We start from the raw sequence: 21,758 nt of genomic DNA, 5'->3' as shown, positions 1-21,758 counted from the left end.
GTGCAGGGCTACGGCACGTTCACGGCCTTCGCCCGGATGGTGGTGCCCAAGGGCGCAGGGGAGGGAGTACTCGGAGGCTTCGCCGGCGGCTACCCACCCATCTTCCTCCAGACGTGCATCCCCGGTACGTCGCAAATGCTGCTCATCGCACTCCACTGAGGGCCTGCGCGGGGAATCCTCGGCCGCCGTCCCGTCCGCCAACGCGGCATGCCCCCAATCCACACTCGGCTCCCGCCCCGAACTGGGAGCATGGGCGAGAACATACTCATCGGCTTCCTCGGCGGTCTCATCACGGGCATCTCGCCCTGCATCCTCCCGGTCCTGCCGGTGATCTTCTTCTCCGGCGGGCTGGACAGCGCGAGGCGGGACGCGCCGTCGTCCGTCCCCGCCGCAGCAGGCGCACGGGGTGACCTCGCGGGCCCGCGGGGCGACCTGGCGCATCCAGGGGGTGACGTCGGCGGAGGGGGTGTCCCTATGGTCTTCGTCAAGCCGTTGCGGCGGCGGGGCTGGTAGAGGGTGCCGTCGCGGAGCATGGCGAAGAGGATGCCGCAGCGGCGGTGGGAAAAAAGGAGTCCGCTGAGGACCTCACGGGCCTGCCGGCACTGCGGCCCTCGGCGAACCGACGGCTTCAGTGAAGGCGCCGGACCCGGACGCGCGCGGTCGGGGTGGTGGGTCCGGTCCGAGGTCAGGCTTGCCGTCTTGCTGGAAGCTCGGCGGGCGCCGAGCGCCGCGGCCGGCTGAGTGGCCACAGGGCCGCCATGCTGGGGCGCCTCCTCGGGCCGGGCTGGTCCTTGATGCGCTGAACGCGCTGCCGTCCCGAGCTGCGCGGGTCCTCCACCAGGCAGGCACGAGGGGGATCGCGCGAGGCCCGGCGGGGACGCGGCAGCCGAGGTTGTGAGGTTCGGCTGGGATCGGGGTCGAGGGCCGCGGATACTCATGGCATGGATCCTTGCTGCGGTCCGCGTGACCCGCGCCGGTATGACGCTGTGTTCGATTCCGTGTTCGCCGCAGGGGTCGCGCGGCGTTACGCCCGACGGGGCCTGCGGGCTCCGGAGCGGAGGATCGTCGACTTCCTCCTGCGCGCCGGGATCGCAGGCGCCTCGGTACTGGAGGTCGGCGGCGGGATCGGGGAGATCCAGCTCGAGCTGCTCAAGCGCGGGGTCGCCCGGGCGGTGAACCTCGAGCTGTCCGCAGGGTATGAGGAGGACGCGATGCGGCTCGCCGAGGCAGCCGGGGTCGCCCACCGGCTCGAGCGGCGCGTCGGGGTGGACCTGGCCCAGACGCCTGATGAGGTCGAGGCGGCCGACGTCGTCATCCTCCACCGCGTGGTGTGCTGCTACCCGGACTATGAGGCGCTGCTGGGGGCTGCTGCCGAGCACGCCCTGCGCACGCTCGTGTTCAGCCACCCGCCAGCCAATCCGCTCTCGCGCCTGTTCATCGGGGTGATGAACTCGACGATCCGCGCGTCCGGGCGCTCCTTCCGCGGGTTCATCCACCCGCCCGGGGCAATGGTCGAAGTCCTCCGGAGCAGAGGGCTCGAGCCCGTCTACCGCTGGAGCAGCCCCGTGTGGCGCGTGGTCGGGGCCCGCCGGCGGATCTGACCGGCCGGCCTTCCGCCTACGCCGCCTAGGCGAAGCGGGCCAGTGCCGCACGGCATTGCCCCTTGGCTCTGCCGCGCCGGTCGTCGGCGGCAGGCGGCAGGTCCGACTCCCGGCCCTGCGTCGGCTGCTCTCAGTCGGCAGACCTCGACAGCTCCGGCCCACTGATGAGTGCGAGCTGGCAACCTTGCCCGTGGCTGTCCCATCGGAGGAACCGTTGATGAGATGCGTTCGAAGGCCCGAGGGACCAGCGTGAATTGTCGGACGGGCGTCTGGGCAACCGCTGACCGGGGCGTGCGGGCCCTGCTGACGATCCAGTGGCGGTGGTGCGCAGTGCCGCCGTTTCGGTGTTCGCGGTGGTCAGTGGACTCGCTGGACCTGTCTGAGGGAGCCGGTCGGATGCAAGTGCGCCGACGCTGTGGCGCGGACCGCCGCCGAGTTCGGCGTCAACCGGCCTGGCATCTCTTGAGCGGGGAATCGCCGTACCCGGGCGACGCTGTCGCGGCCGTTCTCGGGTGCGCTGTGTCCCGGGGGAGGTGCTGGCCAGTTCGGGGCGGGGGGCGGAAGCCGCCCGTCTTGGGTGTGCAGCCCTGCATGAAGGCTCTCGAAGTGCTGCGGGCGGCCGCCATGGCCCGGTGAGTGAGGTGGGCATCCTCGTCCCTTGACATCGATGCCGCCCCGGGCGACCGGCGGGGCCGACGCCCTGGCCCGAGTGTTTCGCGGGGGTTCCTGGGGTTCAGCGCTGGTGGTGGCCGATGAGGAGGGCTGCCATCGTCTTGGCCCGTTCGGCGGCCTGCTGCTCGCCTTCGGCGGCGGCGACGATGGCTCCCTTGAGGAGGATGTGGATGCTCCAGGCGAAGCCAGCGGGGTCGCGGAGGCCCGCCACGGCGGCGAGGGCGGCGACCTCCTGGCGGGTTCTCTCCATGTAGGCCATGCTGGCCTGCCCGAGGGGATGGCCGGAGCCCATCTCGAGCATCACGTGTGGGAAGGAGCTGACCTGGGCGGCGCCCTGGCGGAACCAGTCGTCGAAGACGTCGAAGACGGCGAGCACGGCGGCGGGGTCGCCGGGGCCGTGGCATGCCAGAGCAGCCTCGATTGCAGCCCTGCGTTCCGTGTACCACTGTCCCAGGTAGGCCAGGGCCACTTCGTCCTTGGAGCGGAAGTGCCGGTAGAAGGTGGCTTTGGCGACCCCGGAGGCCTCGATGAGTTCGTCCACGCCCACGTCACGGATCCCGCGGCGGGAGAAGAGGCGGTAGGCGGCCTGCAGGATCCTCTCCCGGGCACCCTGTTGGTGCCCGGGCAGAGGTGCGGGGTCCGGTTGCGGGCTCATGTGCGCATGTTACATGCCGGTATCGGGGGAATCCGGGAGGCGGTACTGAGCCCCGGCCAACGGTGCCGCGGCAGGCGCCCCACCCGCGGTGCGTGCCCTCAGTGCAGGATCCAGCGCGGCAGTCGGTCCTGGGAGGGCAGGCGATCACAGGGTTCCCGTGACAGGGGCGGGGCGGCGGTCCGCCGCTCCCCGCTGGGCCCGGACGCGCCTCTGCGGGCTGGACCGCCTCTCCTGGGGAGAGCGAGTGCCGAACCGCTCCTGGGCGTCGGGGCAGTGGCGGGGGTGCGGGCGGTACCTGCCGGGGCCAGGTTCGAGTCCATGCCGGTTCAGCTCCACTGGGAGGATCTGGTGCAGAGCAGGTGCTCGGCGAGGACCCGTTCCGGGTGGTCGCGGTGCTCGTCCAGGCTCCGGCGCAGCCTTTGCTTGGACTCGTCCGGCAGTCCCGGGGCGTCCAGGACCTCCAGGATGATGCCGAGCACCTGCCGGGCCAGGGCTTCCCCGAAGCCCCAGCCCCGTGCCCGACGCCCCTCTCCGGAGACGTCTGCAGCTGTCATCGACCCGGTCGGCGGATCAAGGGGCCCCGCCCCCGTGGTCTCGGCCATGCCCACAACCTAGGGGTAGACAGAGCGTTCTGTCTACCCCGTATCCCCCCTGGATTCCGGGCCGTCGCCAGGCCCTGCGCGGTCTTGCCCGTGGCCCGTGCCGACTGTGAACGGCGTCCCGGCCTCCGGCGCCTGCACTGCAGGGGCCGAGGACGCCGCGCGCGCCGGGGCGCTGGTCCCTCGCCTCGGTGGGGCAGGCCCGGCGGGGCACATGCCCGGTAACGCGGCCCACGGTCGGGCCAAGGCCCCATAGGCGGCTCCGACCCGTCCTTCTGCCTGGGCCGCCGGGCTGGCCGGTGGGCGATCAGGTGGTACCCACGGCCCTGTGCGCCAGAGGCGCCCCGCGGGCGAGTACCGGGCGCGTGGTGCGGGCCGCCCAAGGCCGGGGGATTCGAGTACTGGCTACGCGTGACGTGGCACGGGCTGCGGGGGAGAGTGGGCCCTGAGCGGGCGATGGGTCCGGCGAAGGCTGAGGGGCGGGGGAAGGCATGGGCGAGGAAGCAGCTGTCTCCGGACCGGCTCTGCCGCGGGACGAGGGCGGCCGGACCGGCACCGGTGGCCGCAGCCACGCCATCGCGGCCCTGGCGGCCCGGCAGGAGTGGGCGGCGGGGGAGTATTCCCGGGCTGGAGCCAGCGCGGCCCTGGCTGCTGGCGTCGCCCTGGACGCCGGGGACGCCGGGGTGTGGTGGGAGATGGCCTACCTGCAGGCCCAGTGCCTGATGAAGCAGGGCCGGCTCGCCGAATGCCGGCGCATCGTCGAGGGCCTCCTCGGGCACCCAATCGCCGTCGGAGCGGAGGGTCCCGCGATCCTGGCCCACCAGATGCTCGCTGCGGTGTGCCACGCCCTCGGCCAGCTCGGCCCCGCCCTCTGCCATGCCCGCGAGGCGGTGCGGCTCGGCGCCAGGCTCCCTGCCGGGTCTGCGGTCCGGGTCGCTGCCCTGCGTGCCCTCATCGGCGTCCTCGCCGACAGCGGACTCCTCGAGGAGGCGTGGGGCCAGTGCGGCGTCCTGGGCGCCCTCCTCGGCGAGGAGCCCGCGGGCCGGCTGCGCGGCGAAGGGGAGTGGGTGATCGGCAACCTGGCGTTCATGCGGGCAGACTGCGAAGAGGGCCTCAGCCACCACGGGCGCGCCGCGGAGCTCCTCTCCGCGGTGGGGGAGATCGGGCTGTGGGGCCAGTTCAACAAGGCCTCCGCGGCCGTCCGGCTCGCTAGCGGCATCACCGGGCCGGGGACGCTCGAGGCGATCCAGCGCGCCGAAGCGGCCTTCGCCATCGTCGGAGCCGGCCGCCGCGACCAGCTCGAGCTCGCCTTCGTCCGGGCCCGCTGGCACTACCTCAACGGCCAGGCCCAGGAGGCGGTCGGGCGGCTCGAGGAGATCGGTGCCGGGAAGGACCTCCTCGGCCCCCGCACCGCCGGCGACATCGCGCTCCTGCACGGCCGGGCACTGCGGCGTCTGGGCCGCGACCAGGAGGCCGACGAAGCCTTCGATGAAGCCCGAAGGCTCCTTGAAGGGGCCGGGCTGCCGGAGAGGTCACGCGAGGCAGCGGACGCTTCCTCCACCTCGTTCCGCATGCCGGCGGGACGTCCCCCCGCCTAGCCTGACGGGCCACTCCCGCAGGCAGCACAGGACCCCGGCCCTCATTGCAGCGTCGGTCTATTCTGCGTCAAGCGCGGCTTGCCCAGGCCTGTCCAAGGACCGCCGGCCTCCCGACCGCGGCCGGGAGGCTGGGTTCTGCCGCGCTGATGCTCAGCTCCAGAAGTCGTCTGCCTTGGCCGTGTCCTCGAAGTACTCGCGTCCTTCGCTGACCTTTCCGTCCCGGAGGACGAACACGATTGCCGTGGCCAGATCCATGGTCTTCCCGTTGTTCTCGGCGCGGCTCTGCTGGATTCCTACCGTGTGGCTTTCGCCGCCGACGATGTCCTTGACCGCAGCCTGGAAGGAACCTTGGGAACGCGCGCCCAGCTCGCCGAAGTAGGCCAGGATGGCATCGCGTCCCTGCTTGGTCCCGGACAGTACGCCCCTGCGCCCGGACGGCCCCGGGGGCGCGACGGGGGGAGGCAACAGTGTGGGGACGGGCAGGGGAGGATCGGCCGGGGTGCCTGGCAAGGCATCTCCTCTGGGTCTTCCGGGCATCGCGGTAGCGCCCCCCGCTGTCCAGAACGGCGTCGGGCGGAGCTTCTGACTGGGGCCCGGGACCCGCGCCCACGACGGGGTAGAGGCTCCAGGGCTCCCGCAACCGAGAGCATCGGTTTAGCCTTTCGGCGAGAATGTGTCAAGGTGTGTGACAGGGTTGACGGGGGGGCTCGGGCGGTGGGACTTGCACAGGGCTGGGCGAGGTTCGTGCAGATGGCGGTCCACGGCCTCTCGCGGCGGCAGCAGGTGCTGCTGAGCCAGGTTCCGCTGACGGCTGCGATGGCGCTAGTTGCCGTTGTCGTTGTTGTGTGGCGCCCGGATGTCGCGGCCGAGCCGCTGTTCGTGTGGGGCCTGCTGGGGCAGGCGCTCCTGCTGGCCCTTGCATGGGCCGTACCGTGGAGTTCGCTGCCGCCCGGGGCGGCGCTGGCGGTGCCGCTGCTGGATTTCGTGCCGATCGGGCTGGTTCGCGTGGCCGGTCTGGACACGCAGATGCAGCTGGGTGCCCTGGCCGTGGTCCCGGTGGTGTGGCTGGCGTGGTCGGGCCTGCGGCCGGGGTTCTGCATGGCTGCGGCGTTCCTGGGGCCGCTGCTGATGGTGTGGGTCCCGCTGGCCGTAGTGGGGTCGGCGGATGCGGGGGCGTATGCGCAGGTGCTGGTGCTGCCGGCGATGATGCTCGCGGCGGGGGCGGTAGTGCACCTGCTGGCGGCCGCGACGCGGGACCAGAGGCGTTCCCTCGAGGACGCGCGGGCCCAGCTGCAGGAGGCGCTGGAGGCCAAGGCGCGGGAGAAGAGGCTGCTGGACACCGTGCTGGAGACGATCCCGGTGGGGGTGCAGGCGCTGGACGCTTCGGGGGCGACGGCTGTGGCGAACCGGCAGCAGTACCTGAACAAGGCCCTTGCAGGGAGGGTGCCCGGAGTGGGGCAGGACTGGCCCAGGGTGTTCGACATGTCCGGGGCGCCGCTTCCGTCCGAGCGCCAGCCCGTGGTGCGGGCGGTGCGGGGGGAGGCCTTCTCCGACTTCCTGGTGCGGCTGGGGGAGGGGCCGACACAGCGGGTCTTCTCGACCTCGGCCCGGCCGGTCCAAGGCCCTGACGGGTGCCCGGACGGGGCGGTCCTGGCCTTCAGCGACGTCACGTCCCTGATGGAGGCGCTGGCGGCGAAGGACGCCTTCCTGGCGAACGTCTCGCACGAGCTGCGCAACCCGCTGACGTCGATGACGGGCTACCTCGATCTCCTCGGGGAAATCCCGGGGATGCCCTCGGGGGCAGGGCACGCTCTGGAAGTGGTCCGGCGCAACACGCGCCGGCTCGAGCGGCTGGTCGGCGACCTCCTGGCCGCCGCTTCGGGGGCGGTCGATGTCCGGCCCGAGCCGGCGGATATGGCCGAGCTGGTGCGCCTCGCGGTCGAGGCCGCTGCCCCGGCAGCGCGTTCGGCAGCGGTGGGCCTGAAGGACGGGACCCTGTGCGTGCGGCTGCCAGCAGTGGTGGACCCCGTCCGGATCGCCCAGTTGCTGGACAACCTGATCTCCAACGGCATCAAGTACACGCGCCCGGGAGGGAGCGTGGAGGTGCGGGCCTCCAGGGTCCCGGGCGGGATCGTGTGCGAGGTCTGCGATACGGGCATCGGCATGAGCGCGGAGGAGGCCGCCGCGGTGTTCACCAGGTTCTACCGGGCCCCGGGAGCGAGGGCAGCCCGGGTCCCCGGCCTTGGCCTGGGCCTGCCGATCGCCCGGTCCATCGTCGAAGGCCACAGTGGCCGCATCGAGTGCTCGAGCAGGCCGGGGGCCGGGACGACGTTCACCGTGTTCCTGCCCGGCCAGGCAAGTCTTGCGAGGCCGGACCTGGAGGCGGGCGCGCCGGCGGGGCGGGGGCCGCAGCAGCACCCCGGGGCCCAGCGGCGATGACATCGGCCGCGCACCGGTCGGCGGCGGGGTGCCCGGGCGCTTTCCGGTCCAGCGCCGGACCGTCCCGCCGCTGTGGCCGTATCTTCCCCTCCAGAGCTATGGCGCGGTGTGCGGCGAGTGCGAGGCGGCGGGGGAGTGGCCGTTTCCCTCACGGGTGTGGGGAGGCATCGATGCGCCGTGGAGGTAGTGCCGTCGGATCGAGGCGACGGTGCACTGCCCGCACTGCCGGATCCTGCTGGCCTCGGGGCCGGCTCCTCCTGAGCGCAGGATGATCTCCATGCTGGCTGCTTCGTTGGCGAGGCGGCGGCCGCCGACCATCGCTGCGGAGACCTTCAGGCTCAGCACAGCATCGAGGGCCTCATCCGGGTGCCCGTCCTGGAGGGCCGCGCTGATCCGGGCGTAGCGCTGCTCCCACAGGTCCACGAACGCGGAGGCGAACCGGTGGCCGGCCCCTGGTATCTCTGCCTCCAGTCCTGCCAGCACATCCAGGTCCAGCAGGGGCGACGGCCTGGCGCCCGGGCGCGGGTGCGGGTCAGGCTTGCCTGGACGGGGGTGCATGGGCGGTCCTCGGGGTCTGTGCGGGTAGGCGGGTCCTCCCAGACTTAGGGCGCTGGGGCGATCGCCGGGACGGGGAAGGCCATGGGCTGGGGAAGGGCGCCGAACAGGTGCCCGGATCCGGCCGCGGCGAGGATGCCCGAGTCGGCGCGGTCGGCGTTGCGGATCAGACGCAGGTGCTCGAGGAAGGCCTGTTCGGGACGGTGGCCGTGGACGAGCAGGAGGGCCCGGAGCCTGGTCCTGGCGTGCTGGGGGAGGTCTGGACTCTCGAGGGCCTCGTGCAGGATGCCGCGGACCTGGTCCTGGAGGGTCCGTTCCTCCGGGCGGCGGGGAGCGGCCCCGTCGCCCTCTGCCGTGGTCTGGGCTTGCTGCATGGTCTGGCTGGGCTTCGTCATCGGGCCTGGTCTCCTCATTGCAGGGTCTGGGTTCCTTCGGCGCGTTCGCCCGCGCCGTGTTCGGGCTGGGGCGCTTCTGCGGCGCCGGTGCGGTAGCGGTAGGTGATGTTCTCGTCGTTGACGATGAAGGTCTCCACATTGCTGCGGGTCCAGGTGAGGATCAGCAGCCCGTAGCGTTCGGCGAGCCGGGCGAGGGTGGCGATGTCGGCGACGTCCACGACGGCGCGCCCCGGTGGGGCGGGGACCGGGTGGACGGGCACCAGGAGGGAGCCCAACCGGTGCCGGATCCGGGCTGCCTCGTCCTGGGGGCCGCGGCGGCGGGCTGCCAGGGCGAGGCCGGCCAGGGCCAACGCGGCGGCGCCGAAGGCCCCTGCGGAGAGGGGCCGGGCTGCGCCTGCACCGAGAGACCAGGCCCCGAGGGTGAGGGAGCGTTCCTTGGCCGCGGGAGCGGCGGCCTTCTGCCCGGTGCTGAGCCCGGCGGTGTCGGCGAGGCTGAGCTGGAGGGGGGCGAGGGTGAGCCTGAGCGCGGGGCTGTAGTCGGCGCCGCCGGCGCGGACGGTGGGGACGACGGCGACCGTCAGGGGCGTCGCAGGGGTGCCGGTGGCCTGGGCGGCGGCCTGAGCCCGGCCCTCGAGGGCGGCCAGGTCGAGGGCGGCCTTGCCGGTCGCGCCGTCGCTGATGGGCTGGGCGCCGGTGAGCGGGACGGTGGCGTGCCAGCCGCCGGGGGCGGAGAGTTCGGCGGCGACGCTGACGGTGCCGGCGGGGCCGTGGTACGTGTAGCCGACGGTGACGTCGCCGGCGAGGACCTTGCGGAAGACCGGATCGGGCGAGGAGACCGTGGTCCCGTCGTAGGCCGCGCTCGGTCTGACGGGGGCGGAGTAGGAGAAGTCCATGCTCCTGCCCGGGGCGGCCCCGCCGGTGGAGGTGCCGGTCTCGGTGGGACCAGACCAGGCCCACGCGCCCAGAGACCCTGAGAGCGCCAGCGCGGCGGCGGCCGTGGCGGTCCATGGGCGCAGGGGGCGCTGGAGGAGCTGGCCGAGCACCTTGTGGCGGGAGGGGGTGCCGGTCTCGAGGTGGCGGGACATGCTGGTTCTCCTTCGGGTCCGGCGGCGTCGGCGACGGGTGAGGGCGGTGGCGCCGCCGCCGAGGAGGGCGAAGGCGGCCAGGGCGAGCACCGGGGGGCTGGTGAGGGCCTTCAGGACGGTGCCGGCCTGGGGCAGGTGCACCACGGCGCGGCCGATGATCTGCTCAGCGGTGGGGTGGTCGATGTCCGTGGACTGGTTGTTGTCGCCCTTGATGGTGAACCCCGCCGCGTCCCCGCCGATGATCCGGTGGAGGGCGATCTCGGGCCCGCCGTGGACGTGGTAGGCAACGATGTCGCCCACCTGGTAGGCGTCGGCGCGGGTGAGTGCGATGAGGTCGCCCTGGTAGTAGACGGGGTTCATGCTCACCCCGTGGGTGACCACGACGGCTGCCTGGCCGCTTACCAGCAGGACCCCCAGGAGGGCCCCGGAAACGGCCGCTGCGGTGGCCGCGACGGCCAGGAGCCGGCGGAGCAGGTTCCTCACGATGGTCCTCCCGGGTAGCGGCGGCAGAAGGGATGCGGCCCGGTGCGGCCCGCCCGCGGCGGGCCGCACCAGGGGCCAGTGCTAGCTGACGGTGACGGCCAGGTTGGTCAGGCCGGTCTGGTAGGTGCCTGCGGTGGCGGGCGTGCAGGTGGCCTTGAACGTGGTTCCGTCGATCGCGGTGCACGTGAAGGCGGTGCCGGATCCGCTGTTCAGGGACACGGTGGGGACCTTCCCCCCGGTGGCGTCGGCGAAGGTGAGGGTGATGGAGTTGACCTCGGTGTTGGAGGGGGCATCGGCGAACGCGTAGTCGACTCCGGACAGGGTCGCGCCCGTCACGCTCTGGGAGACGGTACCGCCGAGGAACTGGGTCGACGGGGCCGTGGTGGCCAGGCCAGTGCCGGTGAAGGCGGTCCCGCCGGCGAGGGCGGCGGCGCTGAGGCCGAGGGCGAGGGCGATCTTCTGGGACTTGCGCATTGTTTCTCTTTCGGTCGTGCAGGCACAGACGGCGCCCGCGACGGCTGCCAGAACGGGTCTGGCTCTCACAAGGGATGTCGGGGCAACAGGGCCCCAGCGGCCTGACCGAGAAGAAGAGAGGTCCCCCCCGAACCTGGGCCGCGGGCCGCACCCGCCCATCTGCTGGAGCGGAAGCTGGATGAGAACTGCCCGACACCTACACGCTATGGGCCGGAAGATCCTCGGATGGCCGGTCTTGGGTGAATCTGCGGGAAGCCTTGGACTCCCCCAGCGGTGGCGCCCTTTCCTGAGCATGGACTTGCACCTGTCGGCTCCAGGGACAGAGCGGCGCGATGGTCTGGGCGGTATTACCGCGGCGAAAACAGGTTTGCACCACGGCTCCTTGGCCCGGGCGACAGGGCCGGGCAACGCTGCCGCCGGCCCAGCTGAGCGCCGAAGTCCGCTGCCTTCAGAGGGCGGAGGCGACTGGGGTGCGGTCAACACTGTCGAGGCGGTGCCGGTCGAGGACCGCGACGTGTGGGCCGAGCCCACATGGATCAGCGGTGCCTCCGGTGGACTCCGCTCCACCGGCATGCCCGCGTGCTCGAACATCTCACGCGGGGCTTCCGGGGCGGCGTGCAGCCACTGAGCGGGAAGACTGTGATCCGCTCCCTCAGTGCGGCGGTTGTTCGCCGCTGCCGCTGCTGCAGGGTCTGCTGCCGGCCCGGGCCGGTCGGGGTCCGTCCAGTCTGTTCAGGCCTGCAGCTGGATGCCGGCCAGGGCGAGCTGGTGCGCGGCTGCATCGAGGACACGGCGGGCCTGGTCCTGCTGCCCTGCAGCCGCGAGGGCCCGACCCAGGAGAAGGGAGGCGTGGGCGGCGTAGTGGTGGGCGAGGAGGTGCCTCTCGGCGTGCACGCTGCGCAGGAGCGTCAGGGCCTGCGCGGGGCTGCCGGTGGCGTAGAGCCAGCGGGCGCGCAGGAGGGACAGTTCGATCTGGTCCTCCCGGGTGCCGCCGATGACGGAGTGGGCCAGTTCTGCCCGCTTGAGGGCGTTCGCGGTCTCCGGTCCGAGGTCCCCCGCGGTGATCCGTGCTGCGGCGGCCGCCTTGGTGAACTCAGCCCAGAGGACGATGTCGTTCGCGGGGGAGAGGGCGCTGCGGGCGCGGGCGTGGCGGCTCGTGCCCTCGGGGTGGTCGCCGCGCAGGAAGGCGACGTTGCCGATGGCGGCGTGGGCTGTGCCCTGCAGCGGTCCGTCGGGTTCGTCCTCTGCCAGGTCTGCGAGGATGCGGCAGTAGTTTCAGGCTTCCTCGAGGTTCCCGGCATCGGCGAGGGAGTCGACGAGGGTCCGGAGGGACTCCAGCAGCACTGGGGTCCGGGGCAGGGCCGTCGCGGCTGCCCGCACGGCCTCGCGTGCGTGCTCGACGGCGTGGCCGATCCGTCCCTGTCCGCGTTCTGAGCGGGCGAGCAGGTCGCGGGCGCGCGCGGCGAGGGGTCCGGATCCGCCGAGGGGGTGCTCCAGGAGGGTGCTGGCCAGGGCTGCGGCCTCGGCGGACTGCCGGAGCTTCATCAGGCTTTCGGCGTGGAGGCAGGTCATGTCCCACCAGGCGCCCTTCTGGCCGGCCTCCTGTGCGGCGTGGGCTGCCTGGGCGGCATGGGCTGCGGCGCTGTCGTATTCGCGGAGGTCGTGGGACTGCTGGGCGGCCATCGAGTGCAGCAGGTATGCAGCCTCGGCGGGGGACGGTGTCTGGTCCCGGGCGTTCAGCTGGGCGGGGGTGAGCTGGAGGCGGCGGGCGAGCTCGCGGATGGCCTCGGGGGTGGGCTCGCACCGGCCTTCCTCGATGAGGGCGATGTAGTCCGGTGGGCATGCGGCCGTGGCGATGTCGGCCCGTGTCAGGCCCCGCGCGGTGCGCTGCGCGCGCAGCTGTCCGCCGAACTCGGTCCCCACGTTGCTGCCCCCCTGCTCTGTCGCGTGTTCGCGGATCGGGCCCTCAGTAGATGAAGTCCTCGTCTCCGCGGCGTACCGTGATTTCGCCCGCGGCCTCGAGGACGCGGATCTGGTAGACGACCTGGGCCCTGGCCTCCTGGACCTCGGAGGCTCGGATCGGGCCGAGGGCCTTGCTCTCGGCCTCGACGAGGTCCCGGTTGCGGTCGGAGATGTTCTCGTGGATCGCCTTCACGACCGGGGCGGGGGCGCCCTTCATGGCCTTGGCCAGCAGGGTGCCTTCCACACCGCGGAGGATCCGCTGGATGTCGCGGCGTTCGAACTTGACCAGGTCGGTGAAGGTCAGCATCTTCGCCCGCACCTCCTCGGCCAGGACGGGGTCGAGGGCGTCGAGGCCTTCCATGACGTCCTGCTCGGTGGCGGCGTCGGACCGGTTGATGATGTCGACCAGGGGCTGGATCCCGCCCAGGGCCTCGGCCTGCTGCCTGGTCCCCTGGCTGGCAGTTCCGAGCCTGGACCTGAGCTCGTCGGCGAGCAGCCCGATGGTCTCCGGAGTGCTCGGCCCCATGGTCGCCAGCGCGCGGGCGACCTGGCCGGCCTGGGCCTGGCCAAGGCCGGCCAGGATCAGGGAGGCGGTCTCGGGCCGCAGATGGGCCAGGATCAGGGCCACCGTCTCAGGCAGCTCGCCGTCGAGGACGGTGAGCAGGTGGCCGGTGTCGACGGTCTCGAGGAACTCGAAGGCGTTCCCCGCCATGCTCGCCGCGAGCCGCCCCATCACGCCCTCGGCGCGGTCGGCGCCGAGGGATGCCTGCAGTAGTCCCTGCGCGAGCGCGCGTCCGCCGAGCACCGGGCGGCGGCCGGTGACGACGAGGTCGTGGAATTCGGCGATGACCTGATCGGACACGTCGGCGTCCACCCGGCCGAGCCGGACGATCTCGGCGGCGACTGCCTCCGCCTCGGCCTCGGTGAACTGGGCCATCACCCGCACTGCGGATTCGGTGCTCATCTGCATCAGCACGATCGCTGCCTTCTGCATGCCCGTCAGCGCCACCGCGACGCCCGCCCCGGTCATGCCCACGACCCCGCGCGCCCGCACCGCGCGGCGGCCGCGAAGCAGCAGGGATGGGCGAGTCCGGGCGAAGGCCGCGGCCCCGGGCGTGCGGCCACACCGGCGGGTGCGCCCGGAAGGATTCTGGCTGGGTTGGGCATGGTGGATGGTTCTTTCGTTCCTCGGGGTGCCGACGTCGTGGCGGTCACGCGGCAGGACATTTAAAGGTGCCTGGGCGTGAAGGGGCCGCCGGAGCAGGGCCGCCATTCTCCTGACAGGCGAGATGGACCAGAATTGACCGACTGTACAGATAATCGGTATTCGAGTCGCTTGATTATCGATTGGTATGACGTCGTTTGTCAATTCAGGCCCGTGCGCGCCGGGCCTGCTCTCAGGTTCGGGCTCTACTGTGGCGAGCGCACGATTTCTTTTTGGAAGATGGGGAGCAGCAGGACGATGGGGGAGACGGTCATTCCCGCGCTGGCGACGGGAGGGACGGCGGCGCGCGCAATCCGGCGGCTCATGGAGGTCGGGGATGCGTCGCGGCGGTCCTACGCCAGAAGGCTGGGCTTGGGCCGGAGCGACTACCTGGCCCTGTCGTACATCTACTGTGAAGGTCCGATCCAGCCCCGGGACCTCGGGAGTCGGCTGGGCCTGGGTTCTGGAACGCTGACGCCCCTGCTGGACCGGCTCGAGCAGCGCGGATATGCCGCGCGCACGAACCACCCGGCGGACCGGCGCCGCCTCCTCATCGTGATGACGCCTGCCGGGAAGGCCGTCATGGACGATGCCTTCGCCGAGTTCGACGGCATCGTGGATGCCGCACTGGACGAAATCGGTGCCGGCGTCGGCCTCGCCGAGTTCGCCAGACTCCTCGAGCAGCTCTCCGGAGCCCTCGCCCTGCGCACGGGTCCCATCGGCTCGCCCGACACCTCTGCCGCGGCCGCACAAGGAGCCTGAGGCCCGCTGTTAGGCCCAGTCCCGGTCGAACGGCCGCTCTCGAGCAGCCCCGTCGCCGGCAGGGCCAAGTCTCCCGCACCGTCCGCACCGGTCGCGCATATGTCAGGCGGGCCGGCCGCGCGCGGCGGGCCGCCGTGTCGACGTCGGCCGCTTCCGCGACGTCCCGTTCAGCCGGGTGCGGTCCGGGCGGGGGAACGTGAATGGTCAGCGGCGGGGTCCGAGGGGACCTGCACCCCATTGGGCACGCATGAGTGCAGGCTCCACTTGACACTGATGGACGCTCCCCATAGCTTCTGATCCGTCGAGCTTGCCTGTCAGTTATGGGGGGAGCTGGACCGCGCGGTGCCCTGTCCTTACCCCCCCACGAGGCGGGCGCTGCGCGCACCCGTCCCGGGGCGCACGGGCCGGGGTGCGGCCGGCCGAGCCGCCTCCGGTGGCCGGACGACACAGATGCGGACTAGTGGCAGCTCACGACGGGCTTCAGCCGCGGTCCGGCTGCCAGCCACCGACCGTGCGTTCGCACGCTGGCGGCGCACCAACGGCCACGCGGGCGCCTTTTCGGCCTGCTCGGGCAGCGGCGCCTTTGCGGTGCCGTGGACGGCGGAACCGCGGCGTCCCAGACTGGGCGTATGCCGATTGTGGAGATCCCTATCGCCCGGCTCTCCCCGGACTCGATTGAACGAAGCCGGCCCCATCTGGATCCGGAACGGGTGTCGTACTACGTCGAGCACTTCGACGAAGCCAGCCCCGTGGTGGTCTTCGACGTCGGCGGAGTGCTGCTGCTCGCGGACGGTCACCACCGTCTGGCCGCCGCCCAGCAGCTCGGCCTGACGACCGTGAAGGCCGACCTGCGCCACGGGCAGAGGGCTGACGCCCTCCAGTTCGCGGTCGACCTCGCAAGACGGCAACGCGGCCTCACCAAGCAGGAGATCCTCGAGGCCATCTCCCGCCGTGGCCGGACCGTCGAGGAGCGATGAAGTTCCACAGGCCCTCCGTGCACGGGCCCGGGCCGAGGGAGATGTCGTGGCCGACCGGTTCGAGGACTGACGCATGGGAAGGCCCCCGGCTGCACCTGGTCGGCAGATCTGCCGGGGACGGCCGGGAGCCTTCAGAGGGGGACCTCAGGTCACGGTGCCGAGGGGTTGGTGTAGGTGTAGGGCCCAGGGAGGGTGATCGTTGCATCGGACGTCGTGTCGGTGATCACGACGTTGGTGTAGACGACGGACACCAGGGTCGTTGTCTGTCCCGGAGGGCAGCTGAAGCCCAGACTGGCGGCGGTGGGCACGGCCATGGTCTGTGTCCCGGTCACGTTGCCGTTCTTGTCGGCGGTGAAGGGCTGCGGCGGCGCGACCACCTTGGTCTGGAACGTGGTCTTGTTCGACGCTGACGGGTTCTTGTTGCCGCCGTTGACGCACTCGTAGGTCACCGCGGCGTTGGCGGAGCTGGTGATGTACTCAGTCGATCCGGAGGCCAGGCCTGCCTCCTTGAAGTGGACGACGAGGCTGGAACCAGACGTTGTAGCGGTCGTTCCGCCGTTGACGAAGTGGGCGTTGCCGTTGGCCGCCGAGGCGGGGCTGATGTAGAGGAAGAAGGCTGCGAACAGCGCGGCAACGATGCCGAAGATTCGCTTGAACACGGGAGATCTCCTGCGGCAAATGATGGTTTGTGGCAGTTCCTCCGGCAGCGGTGTCGGAGGGCAATGGACCCCCAGCCAGTCCGCTCAGTTGCACGGCAGCGCCCGGCGCTCGAGATGGCCAGACCCTGCACGATAAACGGTAGTACCGCTCTGACCATGTCGCATGGGCCCTATTCCCCTCCCAATGAACATGGCGGGACGCTAACTGGCATCGCAGAGCTCCACGGAATGACCTCCGGCACGCGGACGGAGCCGTTGGGTCGGCCGTGGAAGCCCCCCATGAGTGAAACTCCCGCGGCCGGCCCCCGAAGGCGGTCCTACTTGTTGTCGCAGACCCCTGCCTTGAACCCGGGATGGGGGTTGCCATTCTGGCCCGGGACACACTGGGTGTCGCCCGGGCCGGGCTGGTCAGCGAACGCAGGCCCCGCGGCGGAGACTGCTCCCAGGGTCAGTGCGGCGGCGAGTGCCACTGCTGCTTTGCGCATGGTGCTTCCTTTCCGTTGATCCTGTAGAGGCGGACCGGCTCGAGGAGACCGACCGGTCACGAGAGGGTCATACCCGATGCGTCACAACTTAGTCATCAGATTCACCGTGATTTGTCATATTCGACGAATTGCCGGCGCGAATGCCCGGGGCGGCGGAGGCAGGTCCATGAGTGGGGCGCTCGAGCGCCGCGTGCGAAGGGGTTTGGGCGTCGCGGAATCGGGCAATAAGGCGCCCGGCGGGCCGGATCCTGTTGGCGACGGTTCGGAAGGGCCGCCGTAATCCCGACGGAAGCCTGGGGGGAGTATCCAAATGGGCGTCGAGCTCCACCACGAACCAGCGGGACCGGTGTACGAGGACATCCTCCGCCAGATCGCCCACACCAAGGCCCACGGAACGACCAGGCAGCGGTTCACCGTCGACACCTGGGAGCCGGCCGTCCACGCGCACGGCCCCGGCGGCCCCCTCATCGGCGACCCATGCAAGCGGTGCGGGAAGCCCTGGCCCTGCCGGTTCCTGCTCAACCTGCTCGACAGCGACCTGGTCACCGAACATGGGCACCTGTCCTAGGGATCCCGTCCCCGTTGGCGGGGCTGGCGCTCAGCGGGCGTCCGCCGGCTCGGCCACCGGCGGATCGTCCGCGCTGCGCGCCGACTCAACTGCGGCCTGCCGGCACCTCGAGCCGTACACGATCTTGCCGGTCGCGCTGATCTGGAGCGCGAGCTCGCGCGTGGTCTTGATGCCGCGGCCTAGTTCGCGGCCAAGGGCGTCGCCCGGATCGAGCGGCTGATGACCGACAACGCCTTCGCCTGCCGGCACTCCAACAACCTCAAGGACGTCTGCGCCGCACTGGAGATCAGGCAGAAGTTCATCCGCCCCCACTGCCCCTGGCAGAACGGCGCCCTGGTGCCGCGGAGGAGCATGGGGAGACGGGTGCCCGCTGGCCGCCGGTGGACCGATCTCCTGTTGTCGGCCGGGGCGCCGGAGCCCGTTCCCCGCTCCTCCAGCCCGGTACAGGGCAGGACCGGCAACCGCGCGCGGCGCCCGCCGTCCGATGGCGCCGCTGTAGTCTGTGCCGGAGATGCTGTCCATCGGGGGCGACGGCCGGGGGAAGGGGGGACTGCTGTGGCAGGACAGGCGGGGAGGGACTGGGCCCGGGCCTGCATGTCTGCTTCCACCGGCTCCCGCGGTGGAAGCGGGGGCGCGGTCAGCCGAGGTGCCGCCGGCTTTCTCGGTGGCCTCGGTACCGGTTCGCCATCCTCTTCCCCTGTCCGCACCGGGCCCAGGGAGGAGACTGCACCGGAAGGCGGCGCAGGGACGGAGCGAGAGGAGCAGCGCGATGGCTGAGGGAAGGCCAAGGGCAGTGGTCATCGAGGACGACGACGACGTGCGCGGACTGGTCCAGGCCGTCCTCGCCGCCGCCGGGCTCCAGGTGGACGCTCTCGCTGCCGGCCCGGAGGGTATCGAGGCTGTCAGGGAGCATGGGACGGACCTGGTCGTCCTGGACTACGGGCTGCCGCACATGGACGGCGCCCAGGTCGCTGCCGGGATCCGGGCCATCAGCGCAGTGCCGATCCTGCTGCTCACTGGCCGAGAGGACCTCGTCCGGGATCTGCCTGCCGGGGTCACGGATGCCATGGCCAAGCCCTTCACCGTCGCCGAGCTCCGCCAGCGGGTACAAGCCCTGCTGCTGCCCTGACCGCCCGGCCGCAGTCCTGCAACAGGATCAGTGGGAGCAGCCGTCCACCCATGCAGTCCTCAGGGAGGCCACCGTGAGGGTCCCGCACTCGGCGATCTGGGCACACAGCGGCCCGGCGTCCCCGTCCCGGGAGCGCAGGAAGCCTTCCAGGGCCGCGGCCCGGGAGGCCAACGGGTGGGCCCCGACCATCATCGAGGAGACCTTCAGGCTCAGCACCGCATCCAGGGCATCCTCTCTCGAGCCGGCCGCGACCGCTGCGGCGATCCTGGCGTACCGGTGCGCCCACAGCCGCACGAATTCGGCAGCGAACCTGCGTCCGGCGCCCGGGAGGTCCGCCTCCAGCTCCGCCTGGACAGCACCGTCCACCAGGGCAGGGACCCACAGGCCCGGGGGCGCACCTCCGGGGCACAGCTGACCATCCAATACAGGCCTCCAGACCTCGGCTTCCAAATGCCCCCAGCCTACGGCCGCGCCCTCGCCCCCACCGGGCAGACGCGGAGAAACTGCGCTGAAACTGAGAGTGCTGTTCCAGTGCCAGAGGAGGCCTGAGCGGCTGGCGCCCAAGGGGCCTTGAGGATTTGGCCGGTTCCAGACCGGAACACCGCGGGGAGTGCAGCGTCGCTGTCGACTAGGGCGAGCCGTGACAGGGCGTGCTCTCTCCGGGCGGATCGCCCGCTTTGAGGAGAATGACGGGCGTTGCGGGCAGGGCTCTGGCCCTAGGCCGATCTGCCGGGCCCGTTTGGGCGCCGGGTCCTGCGCCGGGCCCGCGCGCCTGTGCCAGAGCCTCGTCCCGGTCAGAGTCGGGCAGGTCATCAGATCCGGCGGACATGCTGACCATTATTGCGGGCTGCGCCGACATGTCGATCGCAGCTCATCAAGGCCGCTGAATAGGGCAGCCCGTCACAGCGGGGCCGCTCTTCTCGGCTGAAGCGCAAGAGCCCGGGCGGCGTTGGCCGGGACTGGGCCCTCCGGTTCTCTGCCGAACGGGCTCGTCATGGCGGCCGGCCATCCTACTTCAGCTTGTGTGGGTTTGTGCTGCCTCAGTGGGCACACGCGGTGGAGCGGGAGGTCAGGCCCTGTGGACGACGGAGGCCGCGGCCTGCATCTGGGCGGGTGCGTGCAGGCCGGGCAGCAGGGCCGGGTTGGCGGGGACGAAGCAGGCGAAGACGATGAGTGCGACTCCGACGGTCCTGCTCAGTCCCCGGCCGTGGCTCCATGTCTTCTCCAGCAGCACGGTCGCGGCGATTGCCGCCATCCATGCAAGGTTCGTCAGTCCGACCGCGGTCAGCACAAGCATCAGGCCCCAGCAGCATCCGATGCAGTAGGCTGCGGCCGCGGGGGCCCCCATCGCGAGCTGGGCGGCGAGCAGCGCGAGCACGAAGGCGATTGCCCCGAAAACAGCCCAGGACACCAGGTAGCCGGCCACGAGCGCGGCCGTCCGCGCCGCCCGCAGAGGCGGGTCGGGCACGGCCCGCAGGGATCGGAGGTAGGCGGTAGCAAGCGGGGCCAGGGCCGGGAACATCATGGCGGCCATCATGAGGGACCACACGAGCAGGAAGCCTGCGAGGTCCAAGCCCATCGTCCCGGGACCGGGGGACATGTCCCCGGTCCCGAGGAAGTACCAGGCGATGGCCGCCCAGCCGAGCAGCACGAGAAGTGCCGAGCGGTTGCGGGCGGCCAGATGTGCCTGCCCCGCCATGTCAGGCCGACCAGGCGAAGGGTGCCGAGGAGGAGTTCTTCCCGGTGTTGTCCCACCTGAGCCCGAACACGTCCACGGTGGACGCGGTGGCGTGCCCGGCAGCCAGGGTGTCGGCGGGGAAGCCGACGCCGCTGACCTTCACGCCGGCGCCGGTGGGGTCGAGCGGGGAGACGAAGTCCTCCACCGCGATGTCGACGGCGCCTCCGACTGTCACCCGGTGCTCGCGGCCGTCGTCGGCGTAGGCGATCTCGCGGGACTCCATGCCCAGTATCTCGCCCACCAGCGGGCCGAGGCCCTCCATCGGTCCGCCGCGCTGGCCTCCGAAGACGGCCCCGAGCGCGTCAGCCTGCTGCGGCGATGCCGCGGCATCCATCAGCACTCCCATTCGCCAGCGGCCCTCGCCCATCAGGGCAGGCGTGTCCGCCACGACGACGACGGTCAGGCCGCCAACATCGACCCCGTCGACTTCTCCTGTGTCGATGTGGAACGCCAGCAGCACATCGCACCGGTCGTTGTCGGCCGGGGCCGTGAGGCCCGAGGTCGAACACGGGCAGACCATGTCACAGTTGCAGTTTTCGAAGTACGTGCCTTCGAGCCGCCATGCCATGGCGAGCTCCTTTCGACGAAGGACCTCCCCGCACCGAACCCCTTACGGTCGGCACTGTCCTCCCGGCAAGCACCGCCGTCAAGAGGCGGCAGACCCCTAGGAATCCCGGATGTCTGCCGGATTCCGTCGACTGGGTGACGACTCCCGAAACGGTGACGGACGTGGGCCACCACCGGTGGGAATGGTGGAGTGCATCGACGGCTTCCCGGCAGTAGCCAGCTGGTCGTGGCCGTCGCACGGTTCGGGCCATTCGGGGCCTGCAGGGGCCCTGGCACCTGAACAGGATGGCGCGCGCACAGGAACCGCCCTCTGCGCCTCTGGCCAGGTCGATGCGGAGACACGCCCTGGGCGATCGGTAACTGGCCACGAGCAGGGATCTGTCTGACAGGCCTCAGGCGGCCTGCCGGAGTGTCAGGGCATGATCTTGTACAGGTCGATGACTGTCTCCTCGGGGGGGCGAGGTGAATCCGCCTTCGATGCCCCCAGCTCTCCTTTGACTGGTGGACGGCCATGATTGTCCATCCTCCGGCCGAAGGTCCTGCGGCGTGGAAGATCTGGCCTTCGGGAAGGAGGCCTTCGCCTGGGTGGACGGCGGCGATCGAGGCCTCGTACTGCTCCTTCGTGCCTCCGGGGAAGAAGTGCACGACTCCGTATGGGGTGGTTCCCATGTCTGCTCCTTGGATGGTCCGGACGTGTTGTGTTTCTGCTCCGCTGAGGGTCAGCTCCAGAAGTCGTCCGCGGTGGCCGTGTCCTCGAAGAACTCACGGCCTTCGACGACCTTTCCGTCCCGGAGGACGAACACGATGGCCGTGGCCACGTCCAGGGTCTTCCCGTTGTTCTCGGCGTGGCTCTGCTGGATCCCGACCGTGTGGCTTTCGCCGCCGACGATGTCCTGGACAGCTGCCTGGAACGAACCGTGGGAACGCGCGCCCAACTCGCCGAAGTAGGCCAGGATCGCATCGCGTCCCTGCTTGGCCCCGGACAGTACGCCCCTGCCGGCGGCGTACCAGACCGCGTCCTCGGCGAACAGCTCGCTGAGGGCCGCCAGATCCCCTGCATTGAAGGCCTCGTACCCACGCCGGACCACTTCCGCGTTCTCTGTAGCGCCCATGTCGGATACCTCACCGTCATCCTTGTCGGTCGATGGACG

25 protein-coding genes and 1 pseudogene are annotated in these 21,758 nt (G+C 71.3%); 9 read left to right on the top strand and 17 right to left on the bottom strand.

Annotated elements, in window-relative coordinates:
• The first annotated feature begins 249 nt into the window (after window positions 1-249).
• Window positions 250-513, top strand: coding sequence for a hypothetical protein (locus ACVWWH_RS19705; protein ID WP_457317740.1), 264 nt, complete (start codon window positions 250-252; stop codon window positions 511-513).
• A 473-nt stretch (window positions 514-986) separates the two neighbouring features.
• Window positions 987-1,601 carry a class I SAM-dependent methyltransferase gene (locus tag ACVWWH_RS19700; RefSeq protein WP_447419023.1) on the top strand — a complete coding sequence of 205 codons (615 nt, stop codon included), beginning with the start codon at window positions 987-989 and terminating at the stop codon, window positions 1,599-1,601.
• 733 nt (window positions 1,602-2,334) lie between these two features.
• On the opposite strand, the gene ACVWWH_RS19695 is transcribed toward ACVWWH_RS19700, so the two are convergent.
• Together ACVWWH_RS19695 and ACVWWH_RS19690 are read right to left on the bottom strand one after the other, a co-directional pair.
• A complete protein-coding gene (locus ACVWWH_RS19695; protein WP_447419022.1) occupies window positions 2,335-2,928 on the bottom strand; it encodes a TetR/AcrR family transcriptional regulator in 594 nt (197 codons plus the stop codon).
• A gap of 326 nt (window positions 2,929-3,254) precedes the next feature.
• Window positions 3,255-3,530 (bottom strand): hypothetical protein, encoded by a 276-nt coding sequence (locus tag ACVWWH_RS19690; protein ID WP_457317739.1) that lies wholly within the window; start codon window positions 3,528-3,530, stop codon window positions 3,255-3,257.
• Window positions 3,531-4,018: 488 nt separating this feature from the next.
• Between ACVWWH_RS19690 and ACVWWH_RS19685 the strand changes: the two genes are divergently transcribed.
• Complete coding sequence (locus tag ACVWWH_RS19685; protein ID WP_457317738.1) at window positions 4,019-5,125, top strand: helix-turn-helix domain-containing protein; 1,107 nt, start codon at window positions 4,019-4,021, stop codon at window positions 5,123-5,125.
• Between the two features lie 150 nt (window positions 5,126-5,275).
• Here ACVWWH_RS19685 and ACVWWH_RS19680 read toward each other — a convergent pair whose 3' ends face one another.
• The gene (locus ACVWWH_RS19680) at window positions 5,276-5,635 is read right to left on the bottom strand and encodes a nuclear transport factor 2 family protein (RefSeq protein WP_457317737.1); all 360 of its coding nucleotides are present in this window, start codon (window positions 5,633-5,635) and stop codon (window positions 5,276-5,278) included.
• Window positions 5,636-5,839: 204 nt separating this feature from the next.
• Between ACVWWH_RS19680 and ACVWWH_RS19675 the strand changes: the two genes are divergently transcribed.
• Window positions 5,840-7,564, top strand: a complete 1,725-nt coding sequence (locus ACVWWH_RS19675; protein WP_457317736.1) for a sensor histidine kinase — start codon at window positions 5,840-5,842, stop codon at window positions 7,562-7,564.
• 96 nt (window positions 7,565-7,660) lie between these two features.
• On the opposite strand, the gene ACVWWH_RS19670 is transcribed toward ACVWWH_RS19675, so the two are convergent.
• From ACVWWH_RS19670 to ACVWWH_RS19640, 7 genes are all read right to left on the bottom strand, one after another.
• Complete coding sequence (locus tag ACVWWH_RS19670; protein ID WP_457317735.1) at window positions 7,661-8,122, bottom strand: Hpt domain-containing protein; 462 nt, start codon at window positions 8,120-8,122, stop codon at window positions 7,661-7,663.
• A 44-nt stretch (window positions 8,123-8,166) separates the two neighbouring features.
• Window positions 8,167-8,514, bottom strand: a complete 348-nt coding sequence (locus ACVWWH_RS19665; protein WP_457317734.1) for a hypothetical protein — start codon at window positions 8,512-8,514, stop codon at window positions 8,167-8,169.
• Between the two features lie 14 nt (window positions 8,515-8,528).
• Window positions 8,529-10,082, bottom strand: coding sequence for a signal peptidase I (locus ACVWWH_RS19660; RefSeq protein WP_457317733.1), 1,554 nt, complete (start codon window positions 10,080-10,082; stop codon window positions 8,529-8,531).
• Window positions 10,083-10,163: 81 nt separating this feature from the next.
• On the bottom strand, window positions 10,164-10,556 hold the full coding sequence (locus ACVWWH_RS19655; protein ID WP_457317732.1) for a hypothetical protein: 393 nt from the start codon (window positions 10,554-10,556) through the stop codon (window positions 10,164-10,166).
• 732 nt (window positions 10,557-11,288) lie between these two features.
• Complete coding sequence (locus ACVWWH_RS19650) at window positions 11,289-11,450, bottom strand: hypothetical protein (RefSeq protein WP_457317731.1); 162 nt, start codon at window positions 11,448-11,450, stop codon at window positions 11,289-11,291.
• A 381-nt stretch (window positions 11,451-11,831) separates the two neighbouring features.
• Window positions 11,832-12,479, bottom strand: a complete 648-nt coding sequence (locus ACVWWH_RS19645; RefSeq protein WP_457317730.1) for a helix-turn-helix domain-containing protein — start codon at window positions 12,477-12,479, stop codon at window positions 11,832-11,834.
• Between the two features lie 43 nt (window positions 12,480-12,522).
• Window positions 12,523-13,548 (bottom strand): flagellar motor switch protein FliG, encoded by a 1,026-nt coding sequence (locus ACVWWH_RS19640; RefSeq protein ID WP_457317729.1) that lies wholly within the window; start codon window positions 13,546-13,548, stop codon window positions 12,523-12,525.
• 546 nt (window positions 13,549-14,094) lie between these two features.
• Here ACVWWH_RS19640 and ACVWWH_RS19635 point away from each other — a divergent pair.
• Window positions 14,095-14,484 (top strand): MarR family winged helix-turn-helix transcriptional regulator, encoded by a 390-nt coding sequence (locus tag ACVWWH_RS19635; protein WP_457317728.1) that lies wholly within the window; start codon window positions 14,095-14,097, stop codon window positions 14,482-14,484.
• Between the two features lie 629 nt (window positions 14,485-15,113).
• Window positions 15,114-15,461, top strand: coding sequence for a hypothetical protein (locus ACVWWH_RS19630; RefSeq protein ID WP_457317727.1), 348 nt, complete (start codon window positions 15,114-15,116; stop codon window positions 15,459-15,461).
• Window positions 15,462-15,610: 149 nt separating this feature from the next.
• Here ACVWWH_RS19630 and ACVWWH_RS19625 read toward each other — a convergent pair whose 3' ends face one another.
• Complete coding sequence (locus ACVWWH_RS19625; RefSeq protein ID WP_457317726.1) at window positions 15,611-16,120, bottom strand: hypothetical protein; 510 nt, start codon at window positions 16,118-16,120, stop codon at window positions 15,611-15,613.
• A 317-nt stretch (window positions 16,121-16,437) separates the two neighbouring features.
• Window positions 16,438-16,605: a hypothetical protein gene (locus tag ACVWWH_RS19620; protein ID WP_447419008.1), complete on the bottom strand. Its 168-nt coding sequence runs from the start codon at window positions 16,603-16,605 to the stop codon at window positions 16,438-16,440.
• Between the two features lie 310 nt (window positions 16,606-16,915).
• Between ACVWWH_RS19620 and ACVWWH_RS19615 the strand changes: the two genes are divergently transcribed.
• Window positions 16,916-17,173 (top strand): hypothetical protein, encoded by a 258-nt coding sequence (locus tag ACVWWH_RS19615; protein WP_447419007.1) that lies wholly within the window; start codon window positions 16,916-16,918, stop codon window positions 17,171-17,173.
• 30 nt (window positions 17,174-17,203) lie between these two features.
• Here ACVWWH_RS19615 and ACVWWH_RS19610 read toward each other — a convergent pair whose 3' ends face one another.
• Window positions 17,204-17,422: a hypothetical protein gene (locus ACVWWH_RS19610; RefSeq protein ID WP_457317725.1), complete on the bottom strand. Its 219-nt coding sequence runs from the start codon at window positions 17,420-17,422 to the stop codon at window positions 17,204-17,206.
• Between ACVWWH_RS19610 and ACVWWH_RS19605 the strand changes: the two are divergent.
• Together ACVWWH_RS19605 and ACVWWH_RS19600 are read left to right on the top strand one after the other, a co-directional pair.
• Window positions 17,357-17,503 (top strand): annotated as a pseudogene (locus tag ACVWWH_RS19605) (IS481 family transposase); the annotation flags it as partial. The gene ACVWWH_RS19610 and the pseudogene ACVWWH_RS19605 sit on opposite strands and share 66 nt — an antisense overlap.
• A 439-nt stretch (window positions 17,504-17,942) precedes the next feature.
• A complete protein-coding gene (locus ACVWWH_RS19600) occupies window positions 17,943-18,302 on the top strand; it encodes a response regulator transcription factor (RefSeq protein WP_457317724.1) in 360 nt (119 codons plus the stop codon).
• 27 nt (window positions 18,303-18,329) lie between these two features.
• Here ACVWWH_RS19600 and ACVWWH_RS19595 read toward each other — a convergent pair whose 3' ends face one another.
• The 4 genes from ACVWWH_RS19595 to ACVWWH_RS19580 form a co-directional block, all read right to left on the bottom strand.
• Window positions 18,330-18,668: an Hpt domain-containing protein gene (locus ACVWWH_RS19595; RefSeq protein ID WP_457317723.1), complete on the bottom strand. Its 339-nt coding sequence runs from the start codon at window positions 18,666-18,668 to the stop codon at window positions 18,330-18,332.
• Window positions 18,669-19,371: 703 nt separating this feature from the next.
• On the bottom strand, window positions 19,372-20,001 hold the full coding sequence (locus ACVWWH_RS19590; RefSeq protein ID WP_457317722.1) for a copper chaperone: 630 nt from the start codon (window positions 19,999-20,001) through the stop codon (window positions 19,372-19,374).
• 1 nt (window position 20,002) lies between these two features.
• A complete protein-coding gene (locus ACVWWH_RS19585; RefSeq protein WP_457317721.1) occupies window positions 20,003-20,608 on the bottom strand; it encodes a DUF1326 domain-containing protein in 606 nt (201 codons plus the stop codon).
• Window positions 20,609-21,326: 718 nt separating this feature from the next.
• A complete protein-coding gene (locus tag ACVWWH_RS19580; protein WP_457317720.1) occupies window positions 21,327-21,719 on the bottom strand; it encodes a nuclear transport factor 2 family protein in 393 nt (130 codons plus the stop codon).
• Window positions 21,720-21,758 lie beyond the last annotated feature (39 nt).

Source organism: Sinomonas sp. RB5, from assembly GCF_054063535.1.
The sequence above is the reverse complement of the archived record's forward strand: the minus strand, read 5'-3'. Positions and strand labels throughout refer to the sequence as shown.